General features: G+C 63.2%; 15 protein-coding genes. 11 read left to right on the top strand and 4 right to left on the bottom strand.

From position 1 onward, the window contains the following. Window positions 1-336 precede the first annotated feature (336 nt). From gltB to L8U58_RS08930, 5 genes are all read left to right on the top strand, one after another. On the top strand, window positions 337-4,944 hold the full coding sequence (gene gltB / locus L8U58_RS08950) for a glutamate synthase large subunit (RefSeq protein ID WP_269955170.1): 4,608 nt from the start codon (window positions 337-339) through the stop codon (window positions 4,942-4,944). Continuing rightward, the gene (locus L8U58_RS08945; protein ID WP_269955169.1) at window positions 4,945-6,483 is read left to right on the top strand and encodes a glutamate synthase subunit beta; all 1,539 of its coding nucleotides are present in this window, start codon (window positions 4,945-4,947) and stop codon (window positions 6,481-6,483) included. Continuing rightward, a complete protein-coding gene (locus tag L8U58_RS08940) occupies window positions 6,480-7,175 on the top strand; it encodes a LysE family translocator (protein ID WP_269955168.1) in 696 nt (231 codons plus the stop codon). The genes L8U58_RS08945 and L8U58_RS08940 overlap by 4 nt, the downstream gene beginning before the upstream one ends. A gap of 20 nt (window positions 7,176-7,195) precedes the next feature. Further along, window positions 7,196-7,579 carry an RNA-binding S4 domain-containing protein gene (locus tag L8U58_RS08935; protein WP_034974149.1) on the top strand — a complete coding sequence of 128 codons (384 nt, stop codon included), beginning with the start codon at window positions 7,196-7,198 and terminating at the stop codon, window positions 7,577-7,579. 96 nt (window positions 7,580-7,675) lie between these two features. Further along, entirely contained in the window at window positions 7,676-8,485 is an 810-nt protein-coding gene (locus tag L8U58_RS08930; RefSeq protein WP_269955167.1) for a VOC family protein, read from the top strand. A gap of 71 nt (window positions 8,486-8,556) precedes the next feature. Here the strand turns inward: L8U58_RS08930 and L8U58_RS08925 are convergent, their stop codons facing one another. Further along, window positions 8,557-10,695, bottom strand: coding sequence for a M13 family metallopeptidase (locus L8U58_RS08925; RefSeq protein WP_269955166.1), 2,139 nt, complete (start codon window positions 10,693-10,695; stop codon window positions 8,557-8,559). Between the two features lie 61 nt (window positions 10,696-10,756). Between L8U58_RS08925 and L8U58_RS08920 the strand changes: the two genes are divergently transcribed. The 3 genes from L8U58_RS08920 to L8U58_RS08910 all read left to right on the top strand — a co-directional run bounded on the left by L8U58_RS08920 (window position 10,757) and on the right by L8U58_RS08910 (window position 14,024). Continuing rightward, entirely contained in the window at window positions 10,757-11,461 is a 705-nt protein-coding gene (locus tag L8U58_RS08920; protein ID WP_269955165.1) for a hypothetical protein, read from the top strand. Then, complete coding sequence (locus L8U58_RS08915; RefSeq protein WP_034979947.1) at window positions 11,454-12,422, top strand: PrsW family intramembrane metalloprotease; 969 nt, start codon at window positions 11,454-11,456, stop codon at window positions 12,420-12,422. The genes L8U58_RS08920 and L8U58_RS08915 overlap by 8 nt, the downstream gene beginning before the upstream one ends. Before the next feature lie 123 nt (window positions 12,423-12,545). Then, entirely contained in the window at window positions 12,546-14,024 is a 1,479-nt protein-coding gene (locus L8U58_RS08910) for a glycoside hydrolase family 25 protein (RefSeq protein WP_269955164.1), read from the top strand. A 903-nt stretch (window positions 14,025-14,927) separates the two neighbouring features. Here L8U58_RS08910 and L8U58_RS08905 read toward each other — a convergent pair. The 3 genes from L8U58_RS08905 to L8U58_RS08895 all read right to left on the bottom strand — a co-directional run bounded on the left by L8U58_RS08905 (window position 14,928) and on the right by L8U58_RS08895 (window position 22,068). Beyond that, the gene (locus tag L8U58_RS08905; protein ID WP_269955163.1) at window positions 14,928-18,419 is read right to left on the bottom strand and encodes an arabinosyltransferase domain-containing protein; all 3,492 of its coding nucleotides are present in this window, start codon (window positions 18,417-18,419) and stop codon (window positions 14,928-14,930) included. Window positions 18,420-18,555: 136 nt separating this feature from the next. Continuing rightward, window positions 18,556-20,703 carry a galactan 5-O-arabinofuranosyltransferase gene (locus L8U58_RS08900; protein WP_269955162.1) on the bottom strand — a complete coding sequence of 716 codons (2,148 nt, stop codon included), beginning with the start codon at window positions 20,701-20,703 and terminating at the stop codon, window positions 18,556-18,558. A gap of 48 nt (window positions 20,704-20,751) precedes the next feature. Continuing rightward, entirely contained in the window at window positions 20,752-22,068 is a 1,317-nt protein-coding gene (locus L8U58_RS08895; protein ID WP_034966449.1) for an NYN domain-containing protein, read from the bottom strand. A gap of 167 nt (window positions 22,069-22,235) precedes the next feature. Between L8U58_RS08895 and L8U58_RS08890 the strand changes: the two genes are divergently transcribed. From L8U58_RS08890 to L8U58_RS08880, 3 genes are read left to right on the top strand one after another with little or no spacing between them, the layout of a single operon-like run. Beyond that, window positions 22,236-22,610 (top strand): GntR family transcriptional regulator, encoded by a 375-nt coding sequence (locus L8U58_RS08890; RefSeq protein ID WP_034966447.1) that lies wholly within the window; start codon window positions 22,236-22,238, stop codon window positions 22,608-22,610. Continuing rightward, a complete protein-coding gene (locus L8U58_RS08885) occupies window positions 22,607-23,539 on the top strand; it encodes an ATP-binding cassette domain-containing protein (RefSeq protein WP_269955161.1) in 933 nt (310 codons plus the stop codon). Before L8U58_RS08890 ends, L8U58_RS08885 begins: the two co-directional genes overlap by 4 nt. 52 nt (window positions 23,540-23,591) lie before the next feature. After that, complete coding sequence (locus tag L8U58_RS08880; RefSeq protein WP_034992399.1) at window positions 23,592-24,866, top strand: hypothetical protein; 1,275 nt, start codon at window positions 23,592-23,594, stop codon at window positions 24,864-24,866. Window positions 24,867-25,048: the final 182 nt, after the last annotated feature.

Raw genomic sequence — 25,048 nt, 5'->3', positions numbered from 1 at the left:
ACTGCGCAAAAACTTGTGGGGCTTTTCGAGAAACCGAGAGCATTCAGCCCGACGCGGGTTAAAGTATGTATCAAAATGTGAGTAATGCATGACAATCATCGCTGTTCAGCGTGATTCCGATCACACGATAGGGTTAAGCTAGAAAGAGCAAGGCAAGCCTAATTTTGTCTGTTCGCGCCGGTCGGTGCAGTCTAGAGAACCCATGACGAAATGATGTGATCGGTGTGACAGCTAGATTTTGCTAGAGACGCAAGTCACCAGCAGAACCGCGACCCGATTGCAACTTTATTCGCATATGCAACTGCAGTACCTGTGACGAGAGTTAGGCCGTAAATCATGAAAAACTACCCTGCGCGCCAGGGTCTTTACGACCCCCAGTTTGAGCATGATGCGTGTGGTGTCGCCTTCGTGGCTGACATGCACGGCCGCGCGACACGCGACATTGTGGACAAGGGCATTCAGGCCCTGGTGAACCTGGATCACCGCGGAGCAGCTGGAGCGGAGAAGAACACCGGCGACGGCGCCGGCATCCTCATCCAAATCCCGGACCGTTTCTACCGAGAGGAAATGGCCAAGCAGGACATCACCCTGCCGCCGGCTGGACAGTACGCCACCGGCATCGCCTTCCTGCCCAACTCCCGCATGGCCGCGCTCGACGCTGTGCGCGCCGTCGAGGCCATTGTGGAGGAAGAGGGGCTGAACCTTATCGGCTGGCGCGACGTGCCGGTCGACGACTCGAGCCTGGGCGCCATCGCGCGCGACGCCGAGCCGCTGTTCCACCAGCTGTTTATCTCTGGTGAGGACGCCAACGGCTCCCCTCTAGAGGGCCTCGAGCTCGACCGTCGAGCCTTCTTCGTACGCAAGCGTGCAGAGCGCGAACTCGGCACCAAGGGTCCGGGCGAGGGCTCCGGTGGAGACACAGTGTACTTCCCCTCCCTGTCCGCCCGCACCATCGTGTACAAGGGCATGCTGACCACCCCGCAGTTGCGGGACTTCTACCTGGACCTGCAAGACGAGCGCATGGAGTCCGCACTGGCTATCGTGCACTCCCGCTTCTCCACCAACACCTTCCCGTCCTGGCCGCTGGCACACCCTTACCGCCTGGTTGCCCACAACGGTGAGATCAACACCGTCCGCGGCAACGAAAACTGGATGCGTGCCCGCGAATCCCAGCTGCGCTCCGAGGTACTGGGCGACCTGGATCGCGTGCTGCCGATCTGTGACCCGGAAGGCTCGGACACGGGCCGCTTCGACGAGGCCCTGGAGCTGCTGCACCTGGCCGGTCGCAGCCTGCCGCACGCCGTGCTGATGATGGTTCCACAGGCATGGGAGCGCAACCCGCATATCGACCCGCAGGTCCGCGCGTTCTACGAGTACCACTCCAGCTTCATGGAGGCCTGGGACGGCCCGGCCGCCATCACGTTCACCGACGGCACCCTTATCGGCGCCACCCTGGACCGCAATGGTCTGCGCCCGGGACGCATCTGGATTACCAAGGACGGCCTGGTCGTTATGGCTTCCGAGGCCGGCGTTCTGGACATCCCGGACAGCCAGATCGTCAAGCGCACCCGCGTGGAGCCGGGCAAGATGTTCCTGGTCGACACCTCCCGTGGCTGCGTAGTTGAGGACGAGGAGATCAAGCAGTCCCTGGCCGACCAGCCGTACCAGGAGTGGGTCGACGAGCACCTGGTGAAGGTATCCGATCTGCCGGCGGCCGAGCCGATCGGCATGAACCACGAGCGCATCGTCCTGCGCCAGCGCGTGTTCGGCTACACCGAGGAAGACCTCGAGACCCTGCTGCTGCCGATGGCTGCCAAGGGTGCCGAGGGCATCGGTTCGATGGGTACCGATACGCCCATCGCCGCCCTGTCCAACCGCCCGCGCCTGCTGTACGACTTCTTCGCACAGCGTTTCGCCCAGGTCACCAACCCGCCGCTGGATAGCTACCGCGAGAAGATGGTCACCAGCATGTTTACCCAGTTGGGTGCGCAGGCGGATGTTCTAAATCCTGGTCCGGACGCCGCCCACCGGATCCACCTGGACACTCCGATTCTGGGTAACCAGACGCTGGCCAACCTGGCGAGTGCCGCGGAAAACGCGGAGGCTTCCGGCTCTGGCGCAGACCTCAGTGCCTTCAAGGCCGTGCGCATCCCAGGCTTGTACAACGTGGCACACGGCGGCAAGGGCTTGCGCGAGGCCATCAAGCGCGTCCGTCGCCAGGTCACGGAGGCCATCGAGGATGGCGCAACCATCCTGATCCTCTCTGACCGCGAGTCCGATGAGCGCTACGCTCCGATCCCGTCGTTGCTGCTGACCAGCGCCGTGCACCACCACATGGTGCAGGAGAAGACGCGCACCCGCGCATCGCTGGTGATCGAGTCCGGCGGAGCCCGCGAGGTGCACCACCTGGCCATGCTCATCAACTTCGGCGCGGATGCCATCAACCCGTACATGGCCCTCGAGACCGTCAATGAAATGGTCAACGACGGACGAGTGGGCGTCACCACAGAAGAGGCCGAGGAAAACTACATCAAGGCCGCGACCACCGGCATCCAGAAGGTCATGTCCAAGATGGGCATCGCGACGGTGGCGAGCTACCGCGGCTCGCAGCTGGCCGACGTTGTGGGCCTGCACCAGAACCTGCTCGACGAGTACTTCGTCGGCGCATTCAGCCCGATCTCCGGCATCGGCCTGGACGAGATCGCCGATGATGTGGCCAAGCGCCACCGCGCGGCATTCCTGCCCCGCCCCGAGGAGCAGGCACACCGCGAGCTGGAAATCGGCGGCGAGTACAAGTGGCGCCGCGAGGGCGAATACCACCTGTTCAACCCCGAGACCGTGTTCAAGCTGCAGCACGCGACCCGCACCGGGCAGTACCGAATCTTCAAGGAGTACACCGAGAAGGTCGACAAGCAGTCCGAACGGCTGGCTACCCTGCGTGGCCTGTTCAAGTTCAAGTCCAACCGCCCGTCGATCCCGATCGAGGAGGTCGAGCCGGTCAGCGAGATCGTGAAGCGCTTCGCCACCGGTGCGATGTCCTATGGTTCCATCTCCGCCGAGGCACACGAGACCCTGGCGATCGCGATGAACCGACTGAAGGGCATGTCCAACTCCGGTGAGGGCGGCGAGGATCCGGCCCGCTTCGAGCCGGAGGCGAACGGCGACTGGAAGCGTTCCGCCATCAAGCAGGTGGCCTCCGGCCGCTTCGGCGTGACCAGCCACTACCTGAACAACTGCACGGACATCCAGATCAAGATGGCGCAGGGCGCCAAGCCGGGCGAAGGCGGCCAGCTGCCGCCACACAAGGTGTACCCCTGGATCGCCGAGGTGCGTGTGACCACCCCGGGCGTGGGCCTGATCTCCCCGCCACCGCACCACGACATTTACTCCATCGAGGACCTGGCGCAGCTGATCCACGACCTGAAGAACGCCAACCCGGATGCGCGCATCCACGTCAAGCTCGTCGCCGAGCAGGGCGTGGGCACGGTCGCCGCCGGTGTGTCCAAGGCGCACGCGGACGTGGTGCTGATCTCCGGCCACGACGGCGGCACGGGTGCCTCCCCGCTGACCTCGCTGAAGCACGCGGGTGGTCCGTGGGAGCTCGGCCTGGCCGAGACCCAGCAAACCCTGCTGATGAACGGCCTGCGCGACCGCATCACTGTCCAGTGTGACGGTCAGCTGAAGACCGGCCGCGACGTGATGGTCGCAGCCCTGTTGGGCGCCGAGGAGTTCGGCTTCGCGACGGCTCCGCTGGTGGTCTCCGGCTGCATCATGATGCGCGTCTGCCACCTGGATACCTGCCCGGTGGGCGTGGCAACCCAGAACCCGGAGCTGCGCAAGCGCTACACCGGCCAGGCCGAGCACGTGGTGAACTTCTTCAAGTTCATCGCCGAAGAGGTCCGCGAATACCTCGCAGAGCTGGGCTTCCGCACCCTGGAAGAGGCCGTGGGCCACTCCGAATGCCTCACCGGCGGCGAGATGGAAGTCGAGCACAAAACCGCGGGCAAGCTGAACCTGGAGCCGATCTTCGCCCAGCCGGACAGCCCCTTCATGCACCAGGATCTGCACTGCACCAAGGAGCAGGATCACTCGCTGGACAAGGCGCTGGACAACCAGATCCGCAAGGACGCGGAAGACACGATCCGCCGCGCCGCTGCGGGCGAGGACGTATCGATCGAGCTCAGCTACCCGATCACCAACGTCAACCGCACGGTCGGCACCATGACTGGCTCGCTGATCTCCCGCGTGGCTGGCCGCGACGGCCTGCCGCAGGACACGGTGAACCTGCAGTTCACGGGTTCCGCCGGTAACTCTTTCGGTGCCTTTGCCACCCACGGCATGACGCTCACTCTTAACGGTGACGCCAACGACTACGTGGGCAAGGGCCTGTCCGGCGGCCGCATTGTCATCCGCCCGACGGCGGACGACGCGGCTGAGGACTTCACCAGCGACGTCATCGCCGGCAACGTGTTGGGCTTCGGCGGCGTACAGGGCGCAATGTTCATTCGCGGCACCGTGGGCGAGCGCTTCTGTGTACGTAACTCCGGCCTCACCGCCGTCGTTGAAGGCGTGGGCAACCATGGCTGCGAGTACATGACCGGCGGCCGGGTCATCGTCCTGGGCAAGATCGGCAACAACTTCGCAGCCGGCATGTCCGGTGGCATTGCCTACCTGGTGGATGACGGTAGTGGCGTCACAAACAGAATCAACACCGAGCTCGTAGACATCGAAAAGATCACCGACGAGGAAGAACTGCGATGGGTCGAGCAGACGATCCAGACCCACCGCGACCTGACCGGATCTACCGTGGAGGTCAACGCCGCGGACCTGATCAAGGTCATGCCCCGCGACTACGCCCGTGTGCTCAAGACGATCGCGCGCGCCGAAGCTGAGGGGCTCGACAAGGACGGCATCGCCGCCGCAATCATGGAGGAAGTGAAGTAAATGGCTGATCCACGCGGATTCCTGAAGCACCGCCGCGAGTCGGCGGCACACCGACCCGTCCCGCTGCGCCTGCTGGATTGGAACGAGGTCTACGAGGACTTCTCCGATGACAAGGTGCAGACCCAGGCCAGCCGCTGCATGGACTGTGGCATCCCGTTTTGCCACGATGGCTGCCCGCTGGGCAACATCATCCCCGAGTGGAACGACCTGGTACGCAAGGGCAACTGGCGCGAGGCCTACGACCGCCTGCACGCCACCAACAACTTCCCGGAGTTCACCGGCCGCCTGTGCCCCGCACCCTGCGAAGGCGCCTGTGTGCTGGGCATCGGCGATGATCCGGTGAACATCAAGACCGTCGAGTACACCATCGTCGAGCACGCCTGGAAGGAAGGCTGGATCCAGCCGATCAAGCCGAGCTTCAAGACCGGCCAGCGCGTAGCTGTCGTCGGCTCCGGCCCGGCCGGCCTGGCCGCCGCGCAGCAGCTGACCCGCGCAGGCCACGACGTCACCGTCTTCGAGCGCGCCGACCGCATCGGCGGCCTGATGCGCTACGGAGTGCCCGAGTACAAGATGGAAAAGAAGTGGATCGACCGCCGTCTGGAGCAGATGGAGGCCGAGGGCACAAAGTTCGTCGTCAACACCTCTCCCACCGGCGAGCAGCTGAAGGAGTTCGACGGCGTGATCGTCGCCATCGGCTCCACCGTTGGCCGCGACCTGCCCGTGGCGGGCCGCGACCTGAAGGGCGTGTACCAGGCGATGGAGTACCTGCCGGAGGCCAACAAGGTCTGCGAAGGCGACCGCGAGGAATCCACCATCAACGCCAAGGGCAAGCGCGTGGTCATCATCGGCGGTGGCGATACCGGCACCGACTGCTTCGGCACCGCGCTGCGCCAGGGCGCCATTGAGGTTTCCCAGTTCGACATCACCCCGAAGCCACCGAAGACCCGTGGTGCCTCCACCCCGTGGCCGACCTACCCGCGCATCTGGCGCGTGGCGTCCGCCCACGAGGAGGGCGAGTACCGCGTGACCGGCAACGAGTCCGCCGACGAGATCGCCGCCCTGGGCCTGGCCGAGCGCCAGCAGGGCGACGAGCTGGGCATCCGCCGTTACTCCATCAACACCGTGGAGATCACCGGCGACGGCGAGAAGGTCACCGGCCTGAAGGGCGCCGAGTGCCGCTTCGGCGAAAACGGCTTGGAAAACATCCCGGAGTCCGACTTCGAGATGGATGCCGACCTGGTGCTGCTGGCGATGGGATTTGTCTCCGTTGAGGAGACCCCGGTGGTGCGAGACCTGGGTCTGAAGATCGGCGAGCGCGGCCGCCTGGAGCGCGACGAGACCTTCCGCGCCCAGCCCACCAACGCCGAGTTCGCGGACATTCCGGTGTTCGTCGCCGGCGACGCGGGCCGCGGCCAGTCCCTGATCGTGTGGGGCATCTCGGAGGGCCGTTCCGCCGCTGCGGAGCTGGACCGCGAGCTGATGGGCGAGACCGCCCTGCCGCGCCCGATCAACCCGACTGATGTGGCGATGCAGGCTTGAGCCTAGCCGCTTACCTAGGGCTGCTCGGTGCCTGGGTGCTGGCCATTGCGGTGCCAGGCCCGGACACCGTGCAGCTCATTCGTTTGGGTGCACGGTCGCGCCGCTCGGCCGTGTTCGCCGCGCTGGGCATCTGCACGGGCAATGTGCTGTGGCCGGTGGTCACGATGCTGGGCCTGGCCGCGTTGATAGCGGCTTTCCCGTGGATCCTTACCGCGTTGTACCTGTTCGGCGGCTGTTTCCTGATCTACATGGGCCAAGGCGCGTTCCGTTCCGGTTATGCGGATTGGCGCGCGCGGGCGGTCTTGCCCGCTGTTTCTTTTAATGACGCCACCCGCGCCCCAGTCACCGACGGCGGATCGCGGGGTTCCGCGGCTGCACCGCTGGGGGACTTCGCCTCCTGGCGCCTGGGGCTTGCGACCAACCTGTCGAACCCCAAGGCGCTGCTGTTCTTTGGTTCGGTGTTTGCGCAGTTCATCCCGGTAGAGACTTCCTTGCTGGACCGGCTGCTGGTGCTGATTCTGATGACCATCGTGGGTGTGGCGTGGTTCTGCGGCTTCGCCATGGCGGTGGCCGCGGGGGCGGAGAAGATCCAGCGCATCAATCCCTTTATCGAGATGGTGGCCGGGGTGCTATTCGTCGTGCTGGGCGCGTTCCTGGCCTTCGAGGGTGTGCGCCTGCTGGTGGGTAGCTAAAGGCAGCTAGACTGAGGCTCATGGGATTTCCAGAGGTCAGCATTCGCGATTCCGACATCAAACTGGGGCAGTTCATCAAACTGGCGAACCTGGTAGAGACCGGCGGGGAGGCCAAAGAGGCCATCGCCGCCGGAGCCGTGCAGGTCAACGGTGAAGTAGATACCCGCCGTGGCAAGACGCTGCGCCCGGGCGACGAGGTGACCCTGGTGGATGCGGAAACTGGCGATGTGTTGGCCGGAGCCGTGGTGGTTAGCACCGCGGGCGCAGCTGCTACGACCAGCTCGGAAGATGCCGACGACGACCTCGGCGAGTTCTTTGACGAAGCCACCGCAGACGATGACTTCGACCCGGAAAAGTGGCGCAACGTCAGCCTGGAAGATGTTCGCGAGGACAACGCGATCTAGCGTTATCCGATCGCCTGCCCGGTGGGGGCCGGGTTGGCGTCAATAGAAAACAACAGTTAGCCCCCAACAAGAACACAAAAAAGCAGTGGAGGAAACATGCCCGCGATGATCGCCCAGCCCGGAATGCCCGTATGGCTGGATCTGGCCAGTACCGATGCGGTGAAGTCGGAGAAGTTCTACGGCGAGCTGCTGGGCTGGGAGTTCGAGTCCCTGGCCGACGGCTACTCTGTGGCGAAGAAGCAGGGCATGCCGGTGGCGGGCATCGCGCAGATTCCGGAGGGGAACCAGTCCGTGTGGGGAGTACTGCTGTACACCCCGGACGTGAAGAAGGCGCACGACAAAGCCGTGCAGGCGGGGGCGAAGTCCGTGCTGGAGCCGCAGGATCTGGGGGAGCGGGGCGACATGGCCGTGCTCATCGACCCGTCGGGCGCGACGATTGGCCTGCGCAACCCGGCGGACGAGCATGCTCTGATCGCCGCGGGCGAGCCCGGAACCCCGGTGTGGTTTGAGCTGATGGTGGCTCAGAACTGGGAAACGACCCTGGAGTTCTACCACGAGCTGGCGGGTTGGGATATCAAAGCTGCGGGGACCGATGACTTCCGCTATGCTACCGGCGAGTTCGACGGCGCGGCGGTGGTCGGCCTGTGGGATACCTCCGCGTTGGAGGTGCCGGGGATGTGGACCGTGTACCTGGGCGTGGCCAATGTGGACGATGCGGTCGCTAATACGCCCGAGCTGGGCGGGAAGGTGGTTCGCCCGGCCTGGGAGTCCGAGTTCGGCCGCATGGCGACCATCGAGGACCCGACGGGTGCGCTGGTGAACCTTTGCGAGATCGAGGAGTTCGTCCCCGATGAGGATGCGCACGAGCCGGATCTGCTGGCCCCGGAGAACTTCCAGGCGTTTTAGCGCGCCGGGTTAGCGCGAGCCCCAGCAGGCGCCCGGCTAGCGTGAGCCCCAGCAGGCGCCGGGCTAGTGCATTACCAGATGCAGACGCGCTCGTCCTCCGCCAGCCACATGCCGTCGCCCTCGCGGACGTCGAAGGCCTCGTAGAACTCCGCGATGTTGCTGGAGACAACGTTGCAGCGGAACTCCGCTGGCGAGTGCGGGTCGATGGACGCGTACTGCGCCGCCATCTGCGGGCGGATCGCGGTCTGCCAGATCCGCGCCCAGCGCAGGAACACGCGCTGCAGGGCGGTGTACTCGGTGGTGTCCGGGTTGCCATCGGCATCCACCAGACCCTCGACCGGCAGCTTCTCCGCCGTCTCGAAGGTCTGCCCCTGGTCGGCCAGGTAGCGCCGCAGCGCCACGATGGCGATGCCCAATCCGCCCAGATCACCGATGTTTTCACCCAAGGTGAAGCTGCCGTTGACGGTGTGCTCCGTGATGCCACGCTGGCGTAGCCCCGTCGGCACCAGGCCGTCGTACTGCGCGACCAGCTTGTCGGTCAGAGCGGTGAAAGCTTCGCGATCCTCCTCGGTCCACCAGGAGTTCAGATTGCCGTCGCCGTCGTACTTCGAGCCCTGGTCGTCGAAACCGTGTCCGATTTCGTGGCCGATGACCGCGCCGATGGCGCCGAAGTTGCCGGCCATATCCGCCTCCGGGTCGAAGAACGGCGGGCGCAGGATTGCGGCGGGGAAGGTGATGTCGTTCTTCACCGGGTTGTAGAACGCATTCACTGTCTGTGGGGTGGCGAACCAGGTTTCGTTGTCGCTGGGCTTGCCCAACTTCGATACCTCGTACTTGTGGTTGAAGCGGCTCGCCGCCCACACGTTGGTCAAAAGGTCCGCGCCGGTCGAGCCGAACTCTAGGCCGTCGAAGTCGCGCCACTTATCCGGGTAGCCGATCTTCGCCTGGAACTTATCCAGCTTCGCCAGCGCCTTCTCGCGTGTCGCGGGGGTCATCCAGGCCAGCTCGCTAATGCGCTCGCGGTAGGCGGCGATCAGGTAATCCACCAGCTCCAGCATCTTCTTCTTGTGCTCCGGCGGGAAGTGCTCGGCGACGAACTTCTTGCCCACCTCTTCGCCCACGGCGCCCTCGACCAGTGCGACGCCACGCTTCCACCGCGCCCGCTGCTCCGTGGCACCGGACAGGGTGCGGCCGTAGAACTCCCAGTTCCGCAGGTTCACCTCTGTCGGCAGGTAGGCCGCGTTGCCCAGGATCACCCGCCAGTACGCCCACAGCTTCCACTCGTCCAGGTCGCTGACCTGTGGCTTATCGCCCTCACTGGATGCCGCGCCCTCACCGGTTGCCATCGCTGCGACGTGCTCCAAGTAGCTGGGCTGGCACACCACGACGGTGGCCCCGCCAGCGCTTTCCGTATCCACACCAGTGGCTGCCAGCCACTCGCGGAAGGGGAAGCTCGTCGGCAGATCCTCCACCTTCGTCGGGTTGTAGGTTTTCTCTGCATCGCGGCTGGCCACGTTGTCCCAGTGCCCGCGCGCCAGCTCGGTCTCGAAGGCACAGATCGCATCCGCCGCCGCAGCTGCGCCCGCATCCGCGTACTTCCCGGGCAGTTCCAGCTCGCTGACCAGGCCCAACATGTCCTCTACGAACTTGCGGTACGCCTCGCGCGTCGCTGCGTGTTGTTCCTCCCGGTAGTACGCCTCGTCCGGCAGCCCCAGCCCCGTCTGTACCAGGTAGGCACGCTGAATGTCTTCGCTGGAGTCCTTCTCGATCCAGTACCCCACAACACCGCCAGTGCCTTCCACATCTAGCCTGCCGAGTACCTTGGCCAGGTCGCTGACCGAGGCGGCGTCATTAATAAGCCCCAAAGGCTCCCGCAGACCCGCCAGACCCGCGGCGGCGATGCCTTGCACGTCCATAAAAGACGCGTACAAAGCGCCCACGCGACCGTCCGGCTCGTCGGTGGCGGCGGCCTCTACAATCTCACGAACCTCCTGCTCAGACAGGTCGCGTAGCTGGTGGAAAGTGCCGTCGACGGGGCGGTCGCTCGGGATCTTGTGGGTGGCCAGCCATGCGCCGTTGACGTGACGGTACAGGTCCTGCGCCGGCGAGGGCTGGGTTGCCTCGCCCGCCTGGTTCTGGGCCGGAGCCTCGGAGACATCGTCCGGGATCGTCGCGGCCGGAGTGTATTCTTGCGCATTATTTTCAGTCATGTCCACCACCTTAGACACCATCCCGGACAGGGTGTCCGAGGTAGTCGTTAGGCTGGGACGTATGTTTCCGCATCCCGTGGCGCCGGCCACTCCTCGCCCCGCGCCGACGACCTATCGCCCCGCGCCGACCAGCCCACAACGGCGCGGTCTGTACTCGGCGTGGCTCTTTTCTGCCCTGTTGTTTCTAGTTGGAGGTGCCTTTCTTCTGGACGCCACCCTGGATGACAGCTCTAAGGCTCTAACAGTCAAGGACGGGATGGCGGACTCGATCCTCACTTATTCCGAGTGGCCACTGCGCTTTGCGGCTTTGGAAGACTGCCACGATTCCCCTGGCCTGGGGCGCCCGGGAATCATGCAGCTGGACTGTGACGGCGAGGACGTTCGCATGATCGGTATGTCGCACGTGGACGTCAAGTCGGAGGAAGCCGTCAAGCGCGCCATGAACCGTGGCCTGCGCGCATTGATCTTCCAGGATGGCTTGGAACTGGATTCGACGGACGTGAAGAGCGGTTTGTCGGAGGAAGACAAGTCCCGGCTGGACAAAGCCAAAGTCGACCAGCTGCGCGTGTCCCAGAGCTACCGCCGTGGAGACGAGCGGTTTATCTCGGTGGCCTTCGTACAGGACAAGGCCGCAGCGATGGTTGTGATGCAGATTCCGGTGAAGTCGGCGTCATTCGAAAGAAAGCTAGAAGAGATCAACGAGTTAGTGCGCGGCGTCAGTCTAGATAGTAAATACAAAGAAAGAGCAGGTGAGGCCAATGTTTAAGGCGCGCAACTACCGTGTGTTCGAAGTGCCGCGCGAATTTCACCTGCAGCACCCGCCGCAGGCCCGGCCGAAGCTGCGGCTGTTCCGCGACGGGTGGATGGTGGCGTATTGGCTGCTTCTGATTCCGAGCCTGGTGATGTCGGGGTTTCTGCTGATCGGCAACAACCCCTCGAAGGTGAGCTCCACCCTAGGGCTGGTGCTGCTGATCGGCGCGGCACATCTGGCGGGCGTGCTGGTGTGCATCAGGTTGCTGCCTATATATAAAGGAACGCCTCGGCGGCTGGTCGCGTTGGCGGTGCTGTGGGGCGGGGCAGCCTCGGTGGTGCTGGCGGCGGCCGTGATTCAGCCGCCCGTGGTCCACGCCGTGGATAAGCTGGGTTGGCACAGGATGACCGCCAGCTTCGCCGGGGCGTACCCAGAGGAGATTGCGAAAGGGCTGGGCATCTGGCTGCTGCTGTGGATGGGACGGGCGTGGTGGAACCGCCCGTGGCACGGGATCATCGCCGGGCTGCTGGTCGGACTGGGCTTCGAGGTGTTCGAGAACATGATGTACGCCATGATGCTGGCCGTGATGGATCCGGTGTCCGATGTGCGGGGTGCGATGTCGACGTACCTTTTGCGAATGGTCGCAGGGCCGGCGAAGCACATGATGTTCAGCGCGTTGGTTGGATATGGCATCGGACTGGCGCTGTTCGTGGGTGCGAAGGCGGGGAAGCCGCGCACTGTCGCTTGGCGGCTGGGGGCGGTCGTGTTGTGGGGTGGTCTGGGCTTCTTGACGCATTTCGCGTGGAATGTGCGCTGGATAGGAGGGTCGTCGGCGTTTCAGTTGCTGTGGTTGGCATGTGTGTGGGTCGGGCTGGCGGCCTTGGTGATATGGCTGATTGTGCGGACGAGTCGGGAGTTTTTGCGCTGGAAGAGGCAGGGTGTTTGCCCAGCTGTGGCGATATATCAGCGTGTGTGATGAAAATCACATAGGGGGTTGAACTGGGGTTTTCGGTTGAAAGGTTTCCTGTAGCGAAGAGTGTTGTCGATGAGGCTAGTGTGAATGGTGTGAAAGGTGTGACTTTTGGGTATGGTGTGATTCATGATTTCACTGCCATGGCGCCGTACCACGCGCAAGTCCGTCCCCGCACGCCTCACCGCAACGGCACTAGCTGGCACCGCCTTCACGGTGGCAGCCCTCGTTGCCACCGACATTGTCCCCGTACCCTCCTGGGCGCTCGAGGGCGTTGACGTGGCCTCCCACCAGCACCCGGGCGGTGCTGCTATCGACTGGACCGCAGTAAAGCAGTCCGGCCAGTCCTTCGCCTTTGTTAAGGCGACCGAGGGCAACTACTACACCAACCCCAACTTCTCTACCGACTCCATTAAGGCCCAGCAGGCCGGCGTGGTGCCGGGTAGCTACCACTACGCCCGCCCGGGTAACCGCGACCCGCGTGGCGAGGCACGCCTGTACGCCACGACCCTGGCCACCGGTGCGCAGCCTTCGCTGCCCCCGACGCTGGATCTGGAGGAAGACGGTGGCCTGAACCCGACCGAACTGCAGAACTGGGTGCGCGAATGGGTCGACGAGATCAAGACCCTGACCGGCCGTGATCCGATCATCTACACCTACTACTACTTCTGGAAGAACAAGATGGCTAACACCACCGAGTTCTCCGAGTACCCACTGTGGCTGGCCTACTACCGCGACACTCTGCCGGCGGATATCCCGGGTGGCTGGGATCACGTGACGTTCTGGCAGTACTCCGACTCCGGCAATGTCGACGGCATTAAGGCCAAGGTGGACCTGAACAAGTACTACGGCGACGATGCTGCCCTGAATGCTCTGGCATCTGGCATGTCGGCGAACACCGCTGCTGGCCAGGCTTCCCAAGCTCTGGACGTGCTGCGTCCGGCAGCTAATGGCGAGGCTGCGGTCGCTAACAAGATCGAGCACGCCACCGGCGTGAACGTTCCGCTGGCTACCGACTTCCTGATGCAGGTGCTGGGCGTTATCGGTGGCCGCGTATCCCCGGACGTTTTGCTGACTCAGGGTAAGGCGCAGATTCAGGGGATGGATCCGGCGCAGGTCGCAGGTTCCGCTGGCGCTGCTGGCAACGGTGGCAACGTATCCGGTTCCATGAAGACCGCCCAGGAAGTTCTGACGGCCTACACCGCACTGTCCGGTGCGCTGAAGGAGTTCAACGCTGGTGGCAAGAAGCTGCCGGTCGAGGCAATCCTGAAGCTGCTCCAGGGTGTCGCGCCGGGCGCTGGTGCAGGTGCTGGTGCTGGTAAGGGTGGCGCTGTGAACATCGGCCAGATCCTGACCCTGCTGCAGCAGTTCGGTGGCATCTCCAACTGGAATGCCAAGCTGGAGAACGGTCAGGTCAAGCCCGATGCTAACGCTTTCGCTGACCTCGCGGATGCCGCGAAGTCCGCCACTGCCGATAGCTCCGCCCCGGCAGGTCAGGCTCCGGCTGGCGCCCCGGCACCGGCTGGTCAGGCACCGGCTCCCGCCCCAGCTCCGACCCCGGCCCCTGCCCCGGCTGGTCAGGCTCCCGCTCCGGCCCCTGCTAGCTAGGCACCGGCTCCGGCTCCCGCCCCAGCCCCTGCTAGCTAGGCACCGGCACCGGCTCCCGCCCCAGCCCCTGCTAACTAAACGCTGGCTTGGCCCCGGCAAGCATTCCAGCTTCGACTGCTGACGCTGCTGCGGCCAACCAACCGCCGTCCTCACTGGGCGGCGGTTTTCCTATGTTGCGCTGCTTGCGTACTGGCCTATTCGGGATCTGCACCCACTCGCTAGAGCTATTCCAGCCTCCGCGCTCACTCACTTAGGTCGATCGCGCGGGCCGATGTCCCAAATCTTCCACTTTCGCCGGGTGGCTGGTCTGCAGCAAAAATTCTTAAGCCTCTGACCTGCATAAACGGAAAGCTATAAAAACAGAGTGGAAGATTTGGGACATTCCTCTCCTCGCCAGGCCTCCGAGAGGTCCGCTTTTGAGCAATCTCCGAATAAGCGGCCCAGTTTCGCGCCCCTATTCAGGTATCGCCCGACCCCGTTTAGGCCGTCTATGGCGCTTACAGAGCTTTGACCCCGAACCAACCCCCACCGCAATCGCGTAATTGGTCTCGATTTAGGGTGACTATGCATGCTCACTCCCACCGATCCGGAGGGGTATTGTCCTAAATCTTCGAGTTATTGGAAGTAGCGGGTCTGCAGTAAAAAATCGCAGGCCTCTGACCTGCGCAAACAGAATAGTTATATTCTAAGACGTGGAATTTGGGACATTCCTCTCAGAGACTGCCCGCACCCGATGCTCCGGCGGTTCAGTGGCGGGTAAGTGGCGCGTCAGTGGCGTGTCAGTGGCGATTCAGCCACATGCGACCCCCAGCACCAGGCCGCGCCCAGCGCCAGAGCACCAGGCCGCGCCCAGCACCAGATCACCAGGCCGCCACCCCCGAGCCAGGCCCCCGCCGCTGGCCACTAGTCCGAGAACTTCATCGGCCCGTTGTACCAGAGCCCGGAGCGCTTGTGCGTCTCCGTCTCCAGCTTCACCGGCTTCGGCGCATCGCCGGAAGCGTTCGGGAAAGGAGTCAGCTTGTCCAGCACACCCCAGTCCCGCTGCCAGTCGTCCTTCAGGTAGGTCGGAATTTCCTCCGCCTGCGAGGTCATCTGCACCAGGCCGTAGGATCCACCACCGGAGTAGTCCATCACCGGCGTGTGGTTGCTGCGCACGTCGTGGTCTGGCGAAATGCGGAACTTAGCCGGTTCCGCCACGCCTGCCCAGTGGTCGTACTGCTTCTGGCACGGGAACTGGAATGCAATCGTCCAGTCCAGCAGCGTCGGCGCCTCGGAGCCCACGTAGTCGTTCAGCGACTCCATCTTCGGCACGCGCGGTGGCGTGATGGCAATCCACTGTGCAGGCGTCAGGTTCGGGTCGTTCGCAACGATGCGCACCGAGTCCGCGTCCTCCGGCACCTGGTTCATCGGAATGCGCAGGTTGCGCCACTCGGGCGCGTAGCCCGGATCCAGCGGAATCTGCTCGCCCAGCACCTTAAAGTCCTCGGCCTTCTTGGAGCCGCCGGACTTGCCGAATTGCACCTTGATCTCCTGGCCGTACTTGAAGATCCCGTCCATGTCGAAGTGTCCGACCCGTCCGGCCACGCTGAACACCAGCAGTGGCAGTCCGTCGCGGTTCTTCGGCAGGCTGTACCAGCTGGTCATGGTGTTCGCTGGCGTCTGCAGCCCCTCTGTGAACGAGCCCACCACCGGCACCCTGTTCGTGTCGATCCCGAACGGCAGCACTGCGTAGGAACCGTTCACGCCCTTGGTGGCGCGCAGGCCACCGGTGGTTCCGGAGGCGTCGTTGCTATCGCTGCTGCTGCCCTTCTCAGCGTCGGAATCGTTTGTTGCCTTATCTTGGGACGCCGCAGCCTGCGCCCCACCACGGTCAGCGGAAGTGCGCGAATCATTGGAGCTAGAGTCCGTGCTGGAATCGCTGCTGGATTCCTCCTTGCGGAACTGGTCGGCGGAGCCCACGGTGGATTGCGATTCTCCGCTGGACTTCGCATCGATCTTGGCGGGGATGTTGTTCGGCTCGAAGCCGCGACCTCCGCCGGCGGTCAGTGAGTCCTTCAGCGAGGTGCCGTCGGCGGGCTTAAGGAAGGACTCGTTGGTGTTGGTTTCCACCAGCACGTCCGCGGCCTGGTTGCAGCTTTGACCCGTCAGGGCCATCACGTTGCCCTTGCCCACGGAGTAGGCGGGCCACTGGCTGACCATGCCCTTCGTCATGGAAGCAAGGGTGAACACGACCGTGATGGTCGTGAGGATGCCGATCGGCGCGGCCGTCAGGCCGCGGAAGCGGTCGAGCTTATTGCGCTCGGCCCGCTTCAGATCGGCCACTTCCGATTCGGTGGTGGCACGGGCGTGTTTGGCGTCCGCAAGAAAACCAACGATAGCGCCCCACACCAGAACAACGATTGAGATGGCGAGTACCACCGAGCTGGCGGTAATACCGGAGATCTGCACCGGCTTGTCCCACCACGGCACGCCGTAGGAGGACAGGTACCACCAGCCGTTCGGGCCTGCGAGGGTGAAGGCGAACAGCATCAGGGTGGAGCCCAAGAACAGGATCCGGTTGCGGCGGGTCTGCAGGGCGAAGCGGGAGGCTCCGACTGCTGCCAGGGCCGTCAGCGCGGCGCCGATGCCAGCGAACACGCCGAAGTGGTGGGTCCATTTGGTGGGCGTGAACGTCATGAAGAACAGGGTGCCCAGGATGACCAGCAGCAGGCGCATGGACGGCCCCTTGGCGGCGCCGGTGATGCGTCCATTGCGCAGCATGGCGGCGATGACGATGCCGATGCAGAAGAACAGCATGACCATCGTGAAGCGGCGCGGGAAGCTACCGTCGACGGTTTGTTCCATGAGGGCTTCGTAGCGGCGGAACTCGTCGTACCAGTGCATCGACGGGCCGATGGCGCCGCGCAGCTTGATTGCCTCTGCGACTGTGCGCAGCGTCTGGTCGGCGAACACGGCCGTGAGGATCGCGGTGCCGGCCGCGAGGAACGGGGCGATCTGCGCCAGGATGGCGGCGATGACCGTCTTCTTCGGGGCACCCTTCGGAGCGCCCAGCAGCGGCAGTCGGCGGGTGAGGATGCGGATCAGTGCACCGAGGGAAGCCAGCAGGGCGGAGACCGCCATCAGGCCCGTCGGACCGGCGCCCAGCGCCAGGGTGGCGATGATCGTAGCGACTGCGGCGGGCAGCAGGCGGTGCGTGGCGATCGCGCGCTCGAAGGAAACCCAGGCCAGCAGGGAAAGCACGGCGATGATCGGCTCTGGGCGCGTGCCGTTGTTGAAGGTCATCCAGAACAGCAGGAACGTCGCCGCCATGGTCCAGTGCGCTACCCGGCGCTGGTTGATCTTGGCGCCGAGGCGCGGCATCACTTCGCGGGAAAGTACCAGCCAGGTCACAAGTCCTGCGATGAGGGACGGCAGGCGCATCCAGATGGAGGCGGTGGTGACGTGTGTCATCAGCGCCAGCAGGTCGTAGAACGGCGAGCCGAACGGGGATTCCGGCACGCCGAACCAGCGGTAGTAGTTGGCCATGTAGCCGGACTCGTGGGAGACCTTGGCCATGGTCAGCAGGTAGCCATCGTCCGAGGTGTTCGCGCCGACAAAGTACCAGGCCAGCAGTACGAAACCGACTACGCCGTCCAGGGGGCGGGGCTTCCACCACTTGCGGTGGAACAGTCGGCGGGAGGTGGTGCGCTTATCCAGAATGTCGATGCGGTGCAGGCAGTACAGGGAGATCGCGGTGGCGATGATGCCCACGAAGATCGCCAGGTACTTGATAGCCGAGGGGGAAGAGGTGAAGCGCGAGTCGACGGTGACGTGTGCCTGGAAGCCAGCGTCGATGGTGTTGTTCGAGTTCTTCTCGGTGTTCTTGATGTCCGTGTAGATGCCGGTGAGGGCAGGTCGGACATCGTCGTCGATAGTGGAATCCAGTGCGTAGCCCAGGGACTTTTCTGCGTCCGGAACCCAGGAGCGAGTGGATTCGTAGTTAGAGGTGATGCGCAGCTTCGCATCGTCCGGCAGCTTCGCCAGGGCATCCTTCTGGATGGTCAGTGGCACGACGTTGCGCACGACCACGTCCAGGCTGTCGTCGGTAGAGCGGACGAACAGGCCACGCAGGGTGGCCTCCGTGGATTCCTGCGGGAGGGTGGACAGAATATTGGTCGCACCGTTGTCCAGGTTGCGGACTTCCTTGATGGGCACGGTGATGTCCACGTCCTGGGGGACGTAGGAGATCAGCGGTGCTTGGACGGAGGTGAGGTCGTCGTCCTGGGGCCAGTTAAAGGAGGACTGAACCTGGTTGACCGGCAGGAAGGGCAAAGACAGGAACATCACCATGCCGATGAGGCCGGAGATGATGGACGCTAACTTTAGTTTTCCTGTTGGCTGCTGAACTTTAGACACAACAGGTAATTGTAGGACACGAGACGGCTAACTCGGAACTCAAATAGCCTGTTTCTTGTGATTCTTGCGCATTAATGTGACGAATGTTGTTTTTGGGGTGCTCTTATTCTTCTTATTGACGCCCCTTGTCACCGGGCTAGCGCTGCCGCACCGCAACCACGAACGGGCCGACCTGGTGCAGGTTCCAGCCCTTGGCGAATGCGGTGGCTTCGAAGCTGATCGGACGGAAGCGGACATTCGGCTGGCTGGGGTAGAGGTCGTCGGCCACCAGGTAGGTAAACGTGCCGTTGCCTGGCCCCTTGACCTTCGGGAGGGGCTTCTCGGTGCGCTTCTGGGCTGGAGTCTTGTCGCCTGGCTCGTTGGCGGAGCCCGTCTTGCGCTTCTCCATCTCCTTCTCCAGGTCGAGCTGCCCGCGCAGCAGCAGCGCATCCGGCGCCTTCCACCCGTTCGTCTTCTCCGCATCATCCATGGCCGCCAGCAGTTCTTCGGGCTTGGTGATGTCGCCCCAACGCTCGATGACCTCATTGCGGCGGGCGAATTCGCCGAGCGGATTGGCGTAGTGCGCGGTGAAGGCCTGGTAGGCGTTGTAGGGATAGTAGGCCATGAAAGTTTTCTCGTCCGTCAGCAGCACCTTGCCTGACCGACCTCCGAGCTCTTCGTGCAGTACCTGATCCACCTGGGCGTAGTAGACGGCGGAATTGCCGGGGAGCTGGTCGCCACGTTTGCCGTCGCCGTCAGTGTCGGTGTAGGCGGTATCGATGTGGTCTTCGTGGACGAAGGGGATCTGCGAGGCATAGTGAATGCCACAGATCGCCAGCACGATGGCCATGACACGACTGACTAGCACCCCAAAGCCCGGCTTCCGGCGTTCCAGCGAAGACATGCGCGGAGCATAAACCAGTCGCCAGTCGGCGATTGCCAGCACACCGGCGACGGCGAGGATGATGCTGATCGGGACCGCCACACGGAAGCCCAGCAGAGTGGTGCCGAGAACCGTCATGAGCAGCGACAGTATTACCCAGGCGTAGCAGACAATGAGCCCGTAGGTTAGGGCGCGCACATCGCCGTCCTTGCGCCGGAAAACCATCCAGATCAGGGCGGCCAGGGACAAGAAGGCGATGGCTGTCGACTCGAAGAAGGGGGTGGGGATATGCGTTGCGGCCTCGGGGAGGTAGTGCTGGGCGGTGCCCGTCGGGCCGTGCGGCTGGGTCAGTAGCGCCCAGACGTATGGTCCCCAGCCGACTAGCGCCAGGGCGATGGACCCCACACCGATGATTACGAGCTTGATGAGTGGCTGGATGCTGCGCACCGTGATTGCCCCGGCAACGGCGAGAGTCACCACAGTCAGTGCGGACACGGCGGTGTACAGCGTGTAGAGGTTCGCCGATAGTCCGAGGTAGATGATGGATCCGATCAGCGCAGTCCGGCCTCCGTGCAGTGCTCGCCGCGCGACCACTAGCGCCGGTGCCATGCCCATTGCGACGATCGCCGCGTAGGGCTCATCGCCGCCGACGGTTAGGGTGACTGCGACTGTCACGAGCGCCAGGGCGCTGGCGACCGGAAGGGAGCCGCAGATGCGCTGCCATACCGGCACCAGCATGCTGCCTGCCATCGCCATGGTGATCAGTGCCCACGGCTGCATAGCTACCCAGCCGGACAGTCCGAAGATGCGGGCGAACAGTCCTCCGGTGAAGAACCATAGGCCGGGGTAGAAGGATGGCTCATCGACGTATGCCATGTCTGCCCACCCGAGGGAATCCGTCATGCGCGTGAGGAACTGGGTGCGGAAAGCCTGATCCACGCTGATGCCGCCGAGGTAAAGCTGTGTCGCGGCCAGCGGAATACCTAGCGCGGCCAGCACCAGTACAGCGGGGGCGAGGTACATCACCAGCTGCAGCACGATGGAGACCCAGGGCCGTAGAGTTTCCCGTCGGGCGCTCCGTCCCGCGCGGCTATCCGCACGGCCATCCGCTCGGCCATTGTCCGCACGGGAACCCTTGCGGGCGTTCTTGTTTAGCCATCGCGGCGGGTAGATCCACCAGTAACTCGCCAGGCCAGTGAGGACGACCAGGATGGCGATGCTCGCCGTAGTGAGGCCGCGCAGCACGAAGCTGTTGGTGAAGGCCGGGAAGTTCGTGTGCGACATGATGTACCACCCTGCGGTGGTTCCGGCGAACGCAATCGCACCGGTCAGCGCCAGGCGAATAAGGGTCTGGCGCACCGTCAGCGCGTCTTTGCTGAAGGGAACCGTCGGGTCGACCTTCGCGGCGGGGCTTGAGCTCATTGCTTCATTGTTACATATGCCCCGGACGGCCTTGGTTTCTCTGGTGCGTTAGCGCAGCATAATGCCCCTAATCCCAGAGTGAAATCCGTCACGCAGGCCCACGCGCTGCCCCTCGGAGAGCGTGTACTCGTGCAGTGTTTCGCAGGCGAACTGCAGCAGCGGCCGGTCGATCTCTGGGGGTAGTCCACCGCCGGAGAGCAGGTGCGCGTTGTCGCGTTGCTCCTCGGTGGCGATGTTGTCGTACCACCAGACCGCGTATTGCTGGCCGATATCGGAGGGGCTCTGTTCGCCCGCTGTAGCCCAGACCTCGTTGGGTAGCGGCACGTACCGGCTGCGCAACTTGCGGTGGCGCGCCATCATGCCGGGGTTCGGACGCGGCTTCGGCTTGGGTGCCTCTTCTGCTTCGGGTGCTGTTTCCTCTGGTTGTCTTGCTGGTTGTTCTTCTGGTGGTGACGCCACCGCCTCCGGCTTGGCCGTGGCTTCAGGTGCTGTTTGAGCGACGTCCGCGGGGCTTGGTACCTGCGGGGCAGTGGTGCGCTCGGGAGTTGCCAGCAATGCAGGAGACGGCGCAGCGGGGGACGGCGCAGCGGGGGACGGTTCAGCAGGAGCTGTTTCGTCAGTGGCTGAACCGGTGGCGTCGATAGTGCCGGAAGTGCTGGCAGTGCCGGAAGCAGTGTCGGTGTCGGCAGCATCGCCGGATACACCACCGGGCACGTCCGACGCTGTGACCACGCACGGGCTGGGATCCGCGGGCTCTTCCGCGTCTCCCAGTGGCTTGTCCTCAGGCTGTTCGGGCTGCTCGCCAGCCGGCAGCGGACCTTCCAGGATCTGCAGGCGCATGGTGTCGCGGAAGTCCTCGCGCGGATCCAGGATTGTGGTTGTGTCGCAGGCGAAGCGCAGGGCGGAGGACATGGAATCCCAGCCGAATCCGTAGAGGTGCACACGGATGCCTGCCGCGACGGCCTCTTCTACGCCGGGCAGCATGTCGGCGTCACCAGAAACCAGCACGATGTCCGATACCTGGCGGTTCATCGCGGCGATAACGATGTCCGCGACCAGTCGAGTATCCACTGCTTTTTGGGTGCGCCGCTCGCCCCACTCGATCAGCTGGCCGGCGCGCAGCTGCACACCCGGTTCGCTGCGTAGGGAACGCTGGTAGCGGTGGGGGCCGGAATCAGGGATTCCGTCGTACCAAAACTGCCGGTGGACGGGTTGCTTTAGTTGGTCTTGAATCATCTGGCCGAGGACGGCCACGACCTCCGGTAGGTCGATTTCTAACTGTGCGCGGGCGCCGGTATCCCAGGAGTTATAAAAGCTGGCTAGCAGGTAAGACGTGTCGACATAGACCTGTGTTCTTTCCAACATTGTTCATTGCTCATTTCATTTCGCTCGTTGTTAGCTCTTGTCCCTCTAGCATGCCTGAAAACTTTGTTGTATGGTTAGTTACACAAGTAACCAACCAGCTAACTAAAAGCGCCGAAACGCAGAGCGCGCTGGGAGCTTGTTAAGTAGTGCTTTGAAGGAGGTGCCGCGTGGACGAATCGGCAACACCGCTTTTCCAGCAGGTCGCGGACCTGATAGCGGACGCGATCGTGGACGGGTCGCTTCCTGAAGGCGAACGTGCCCCCTCGACAAACGAACTCGCAGAATTCCACAGCATCAACCCCGCCACCGCCAGGAAGGGGTTGGCGTTGCTGGTCGATCAGGGCGTATTGGCCAAGCGGCGCGGCGTGGGAATGTTCGTCGAACAAGGCGCGCGGGAGCTCATTCTGACCTTGCGTAAAGAAGCCTTCGCAGCCAGTTATTTGGTCCCCCTCGTCGACGAGGCCGCCAAGTTGGGCATGAACCGCACGCAGCTGAAAAACCTCATGGATAAAGTCGCAGAAAGTAGAGGACTGTACGAATGAACGCCACAACATCTCCCGGCGCCGCCTCTGGCGTCGCCCCCAGCATCGAGCTGCGCGACGTCCGTCGCAAGCTCGGTTCTACCCATGCCCTCGACGGCGCGACTGCTCACCTCCCAGGTGGCCGCGTTTATGGCCTTATCGGACGCAACGGCGCGGGCAAGACCACCCTGCTGCGCACCATTGCGGGTCAGCTGCGCGCCAAGGGCGAGGTCCTCATCGGCGGTCAGCCTGTCTTCGACAACACCGCAGTCCTTAACGGCCTGATCCTCTCTGGTCCCGATGTTCCCTGGCCTGCGGATATCAAGGTCAAGCAGCTGCTCAATGTGGCTGCCGCCCGTTGGGAGACCTGGGATCACCGCTACGCGGACCACCTCTGCGAGGTCTTTGAGATCGATACGCGCAAGCCTCTTTCCAAGCTCTCGCGCGGACAAAAGTCCCTGGTCTCGATTGTTATTGGCCTGGCCGCGCAGTGCCCCGTCACCCTCCTTGACGAGCCCTACCTGGGGCTCGACGTGCAGAATCGCGAGCTGTTCTACAAGCTCTTGCTGCAGGATGTCGAGCGCAACCCACGCACCTTCATCCTCTCGACCCATCACGTCGACGACGCTGCCCGCATCCTCGATTCGGTCGTCCTCCTCGATAAAGGCCGCATCACGGGAGTCGGCACCCTCGACTCCATCACCGAGCGCATTGCGATCCTCTCCGGTTCCGCCGCGGCCGTCGACGCCACGCTCGGCGAGGTTGGGGCCGCTGGTTCTGTTCTTAACGACGCCACCTCTTCCGGCCTACGTCGCCTAGTGCTAGACACTCACAGGTTGGGTGTCGGCAGCGTCCAAGATCTCGCTGCCCGTATTGAGGGCAGTGGCGTACGCGTGACCAGGGCAGATCTGGAGCAGGCGGTACTGGCGCTGACCGGAAGGGAGTTCTGACGTGACGAATGTCTACCCGCCCATGCCGTGGGGGACCCACTGGAAGCTGGCTATGCGCCAGCTGCAGTCTAAAGCCTGGAACTCTGGAATAAGCATCGTGTTCATTCTTCTCGTCCTCTTCTTTGCAATGGGTGGGGAAGAAATCCACGGGTTCAAGCTAGGGGCATACCTACTATTTGGTCTTTCGCTGGGGCTGCAGCCGATCACCGCAGTGTGGGACAAGGCGCAGCTTCGTGCTCTGGGGATGAGCGTGGCGGATATCCGCCGAAACTTCCTGATAGTCATGCCTATTGCATCGACAGTCGTCTGCGGATCCATGCTATTGGGCTACATCCTCGCGCAAACATTCAATTGGCACATCCCGGCATTCTGGCTTGTCTTGGCAGTAGTTTTCGTCGTGCACGTGGCCAGCATTATTGGTGCACTCGCTCGGGTGGAAGATAACAATGAGGTCATCAAATCCACCAAGGAAGACAAGGCTGCAGCGGTAGAGGAAGGGGCCGATCCCGCTGGGGAAACCACCGATGGCGCTTTCGGCTTGTTCGCTGGGGTGTTGAATACGGAGACGAGGTGGCGTCAACAAGAACAAAAGGGCGCCAACCCCTCGGCGCTGGATTACCTCACCGCGTGGCGGATCGACAGGTACATGGCACGGGTATTCCTTATTGGGCTCGCCGCAGTGAGCATCGGAACAATTGGCTGGTTTGTCACAGGGGTGACGACCAGTGGTGCGATGTGGCTCTACCCGGCATCAATGTTCCTGCTGATGGCAGCGTTCTACTTCGGTGAAGCGCTCAACATGAGTCTGGGCAATTGGCTGGTGTTCTCGGGTGATCGCCGCCAGTGGTATGCGAAAGCTATGGGGCGGGTGGCGCTGTGGCTGCCAAGCATTGCGCTTTTGATGCTGTTAGGGATCGCAGAGTTCCTGCTGCTGCATGCCATCTTCCCGAGCGTAGGAAACCTAGAGGTGCGTGCAGATGCGAAAAGCTTGGTGATAACCCTGCTGGTCGCAGCGTCAGTGGCCGCAACTTTCGGCCTGGTTGGGATAGTCGGCTTCTGGGTGAGTAACCGGTTCACCGGATGGCTGAAATGGGTGGTCATCATCCTGTCCATCATGGTGCTTTCAGCTGCACTGGCTGCAGCTATCGTCACCGTTCAGGAGGTCATCGAGGCCGACGGGAATGTGCTGAGGTTCGTGCTAGGAATAGCCGCTGGGCTAGCACTAGTGCTGGCCCTTGCGTTTGGTGTGTTGAGCAGAGGCATTCAGCGCTTCGATACGACCAATGAGTCGGTGAGCGAAAACCTGGGCTTGGCTACGGAAGCTTAAGGCAGACCCTTAGGCGTGGAAGCCGGGTTAGAAGAAACACCGACGCAGGGGAATGCGAGAAAGTGGCGTGCATTAGACACCCTAAAAAGCATGCTTGACCAGTAAGTTTGTGTTTGTTGTGGGGTGTGTGTACATTAATTCGAGTCAGCGCGACACGGCGCCGGGAGTTACAGACTCACAGC

The sequence above is a fragment of the Corynebacterium macclintockiae genome (genome assembly GCF_027570165.1).
In the GTDB taxonomy this organism is placed as follows: domain Bacteria; phylum Actinomycetota; class Actinomycetes; order Mycobacteriales; family Mycobacteriaceae; genus Corynebacterium; species Corynebacterium macclintockiae.
Note: the sequence above shows the minus strand (reverse complement) of the source record. Positions and strands in the feature narration are given on the sequence as shown.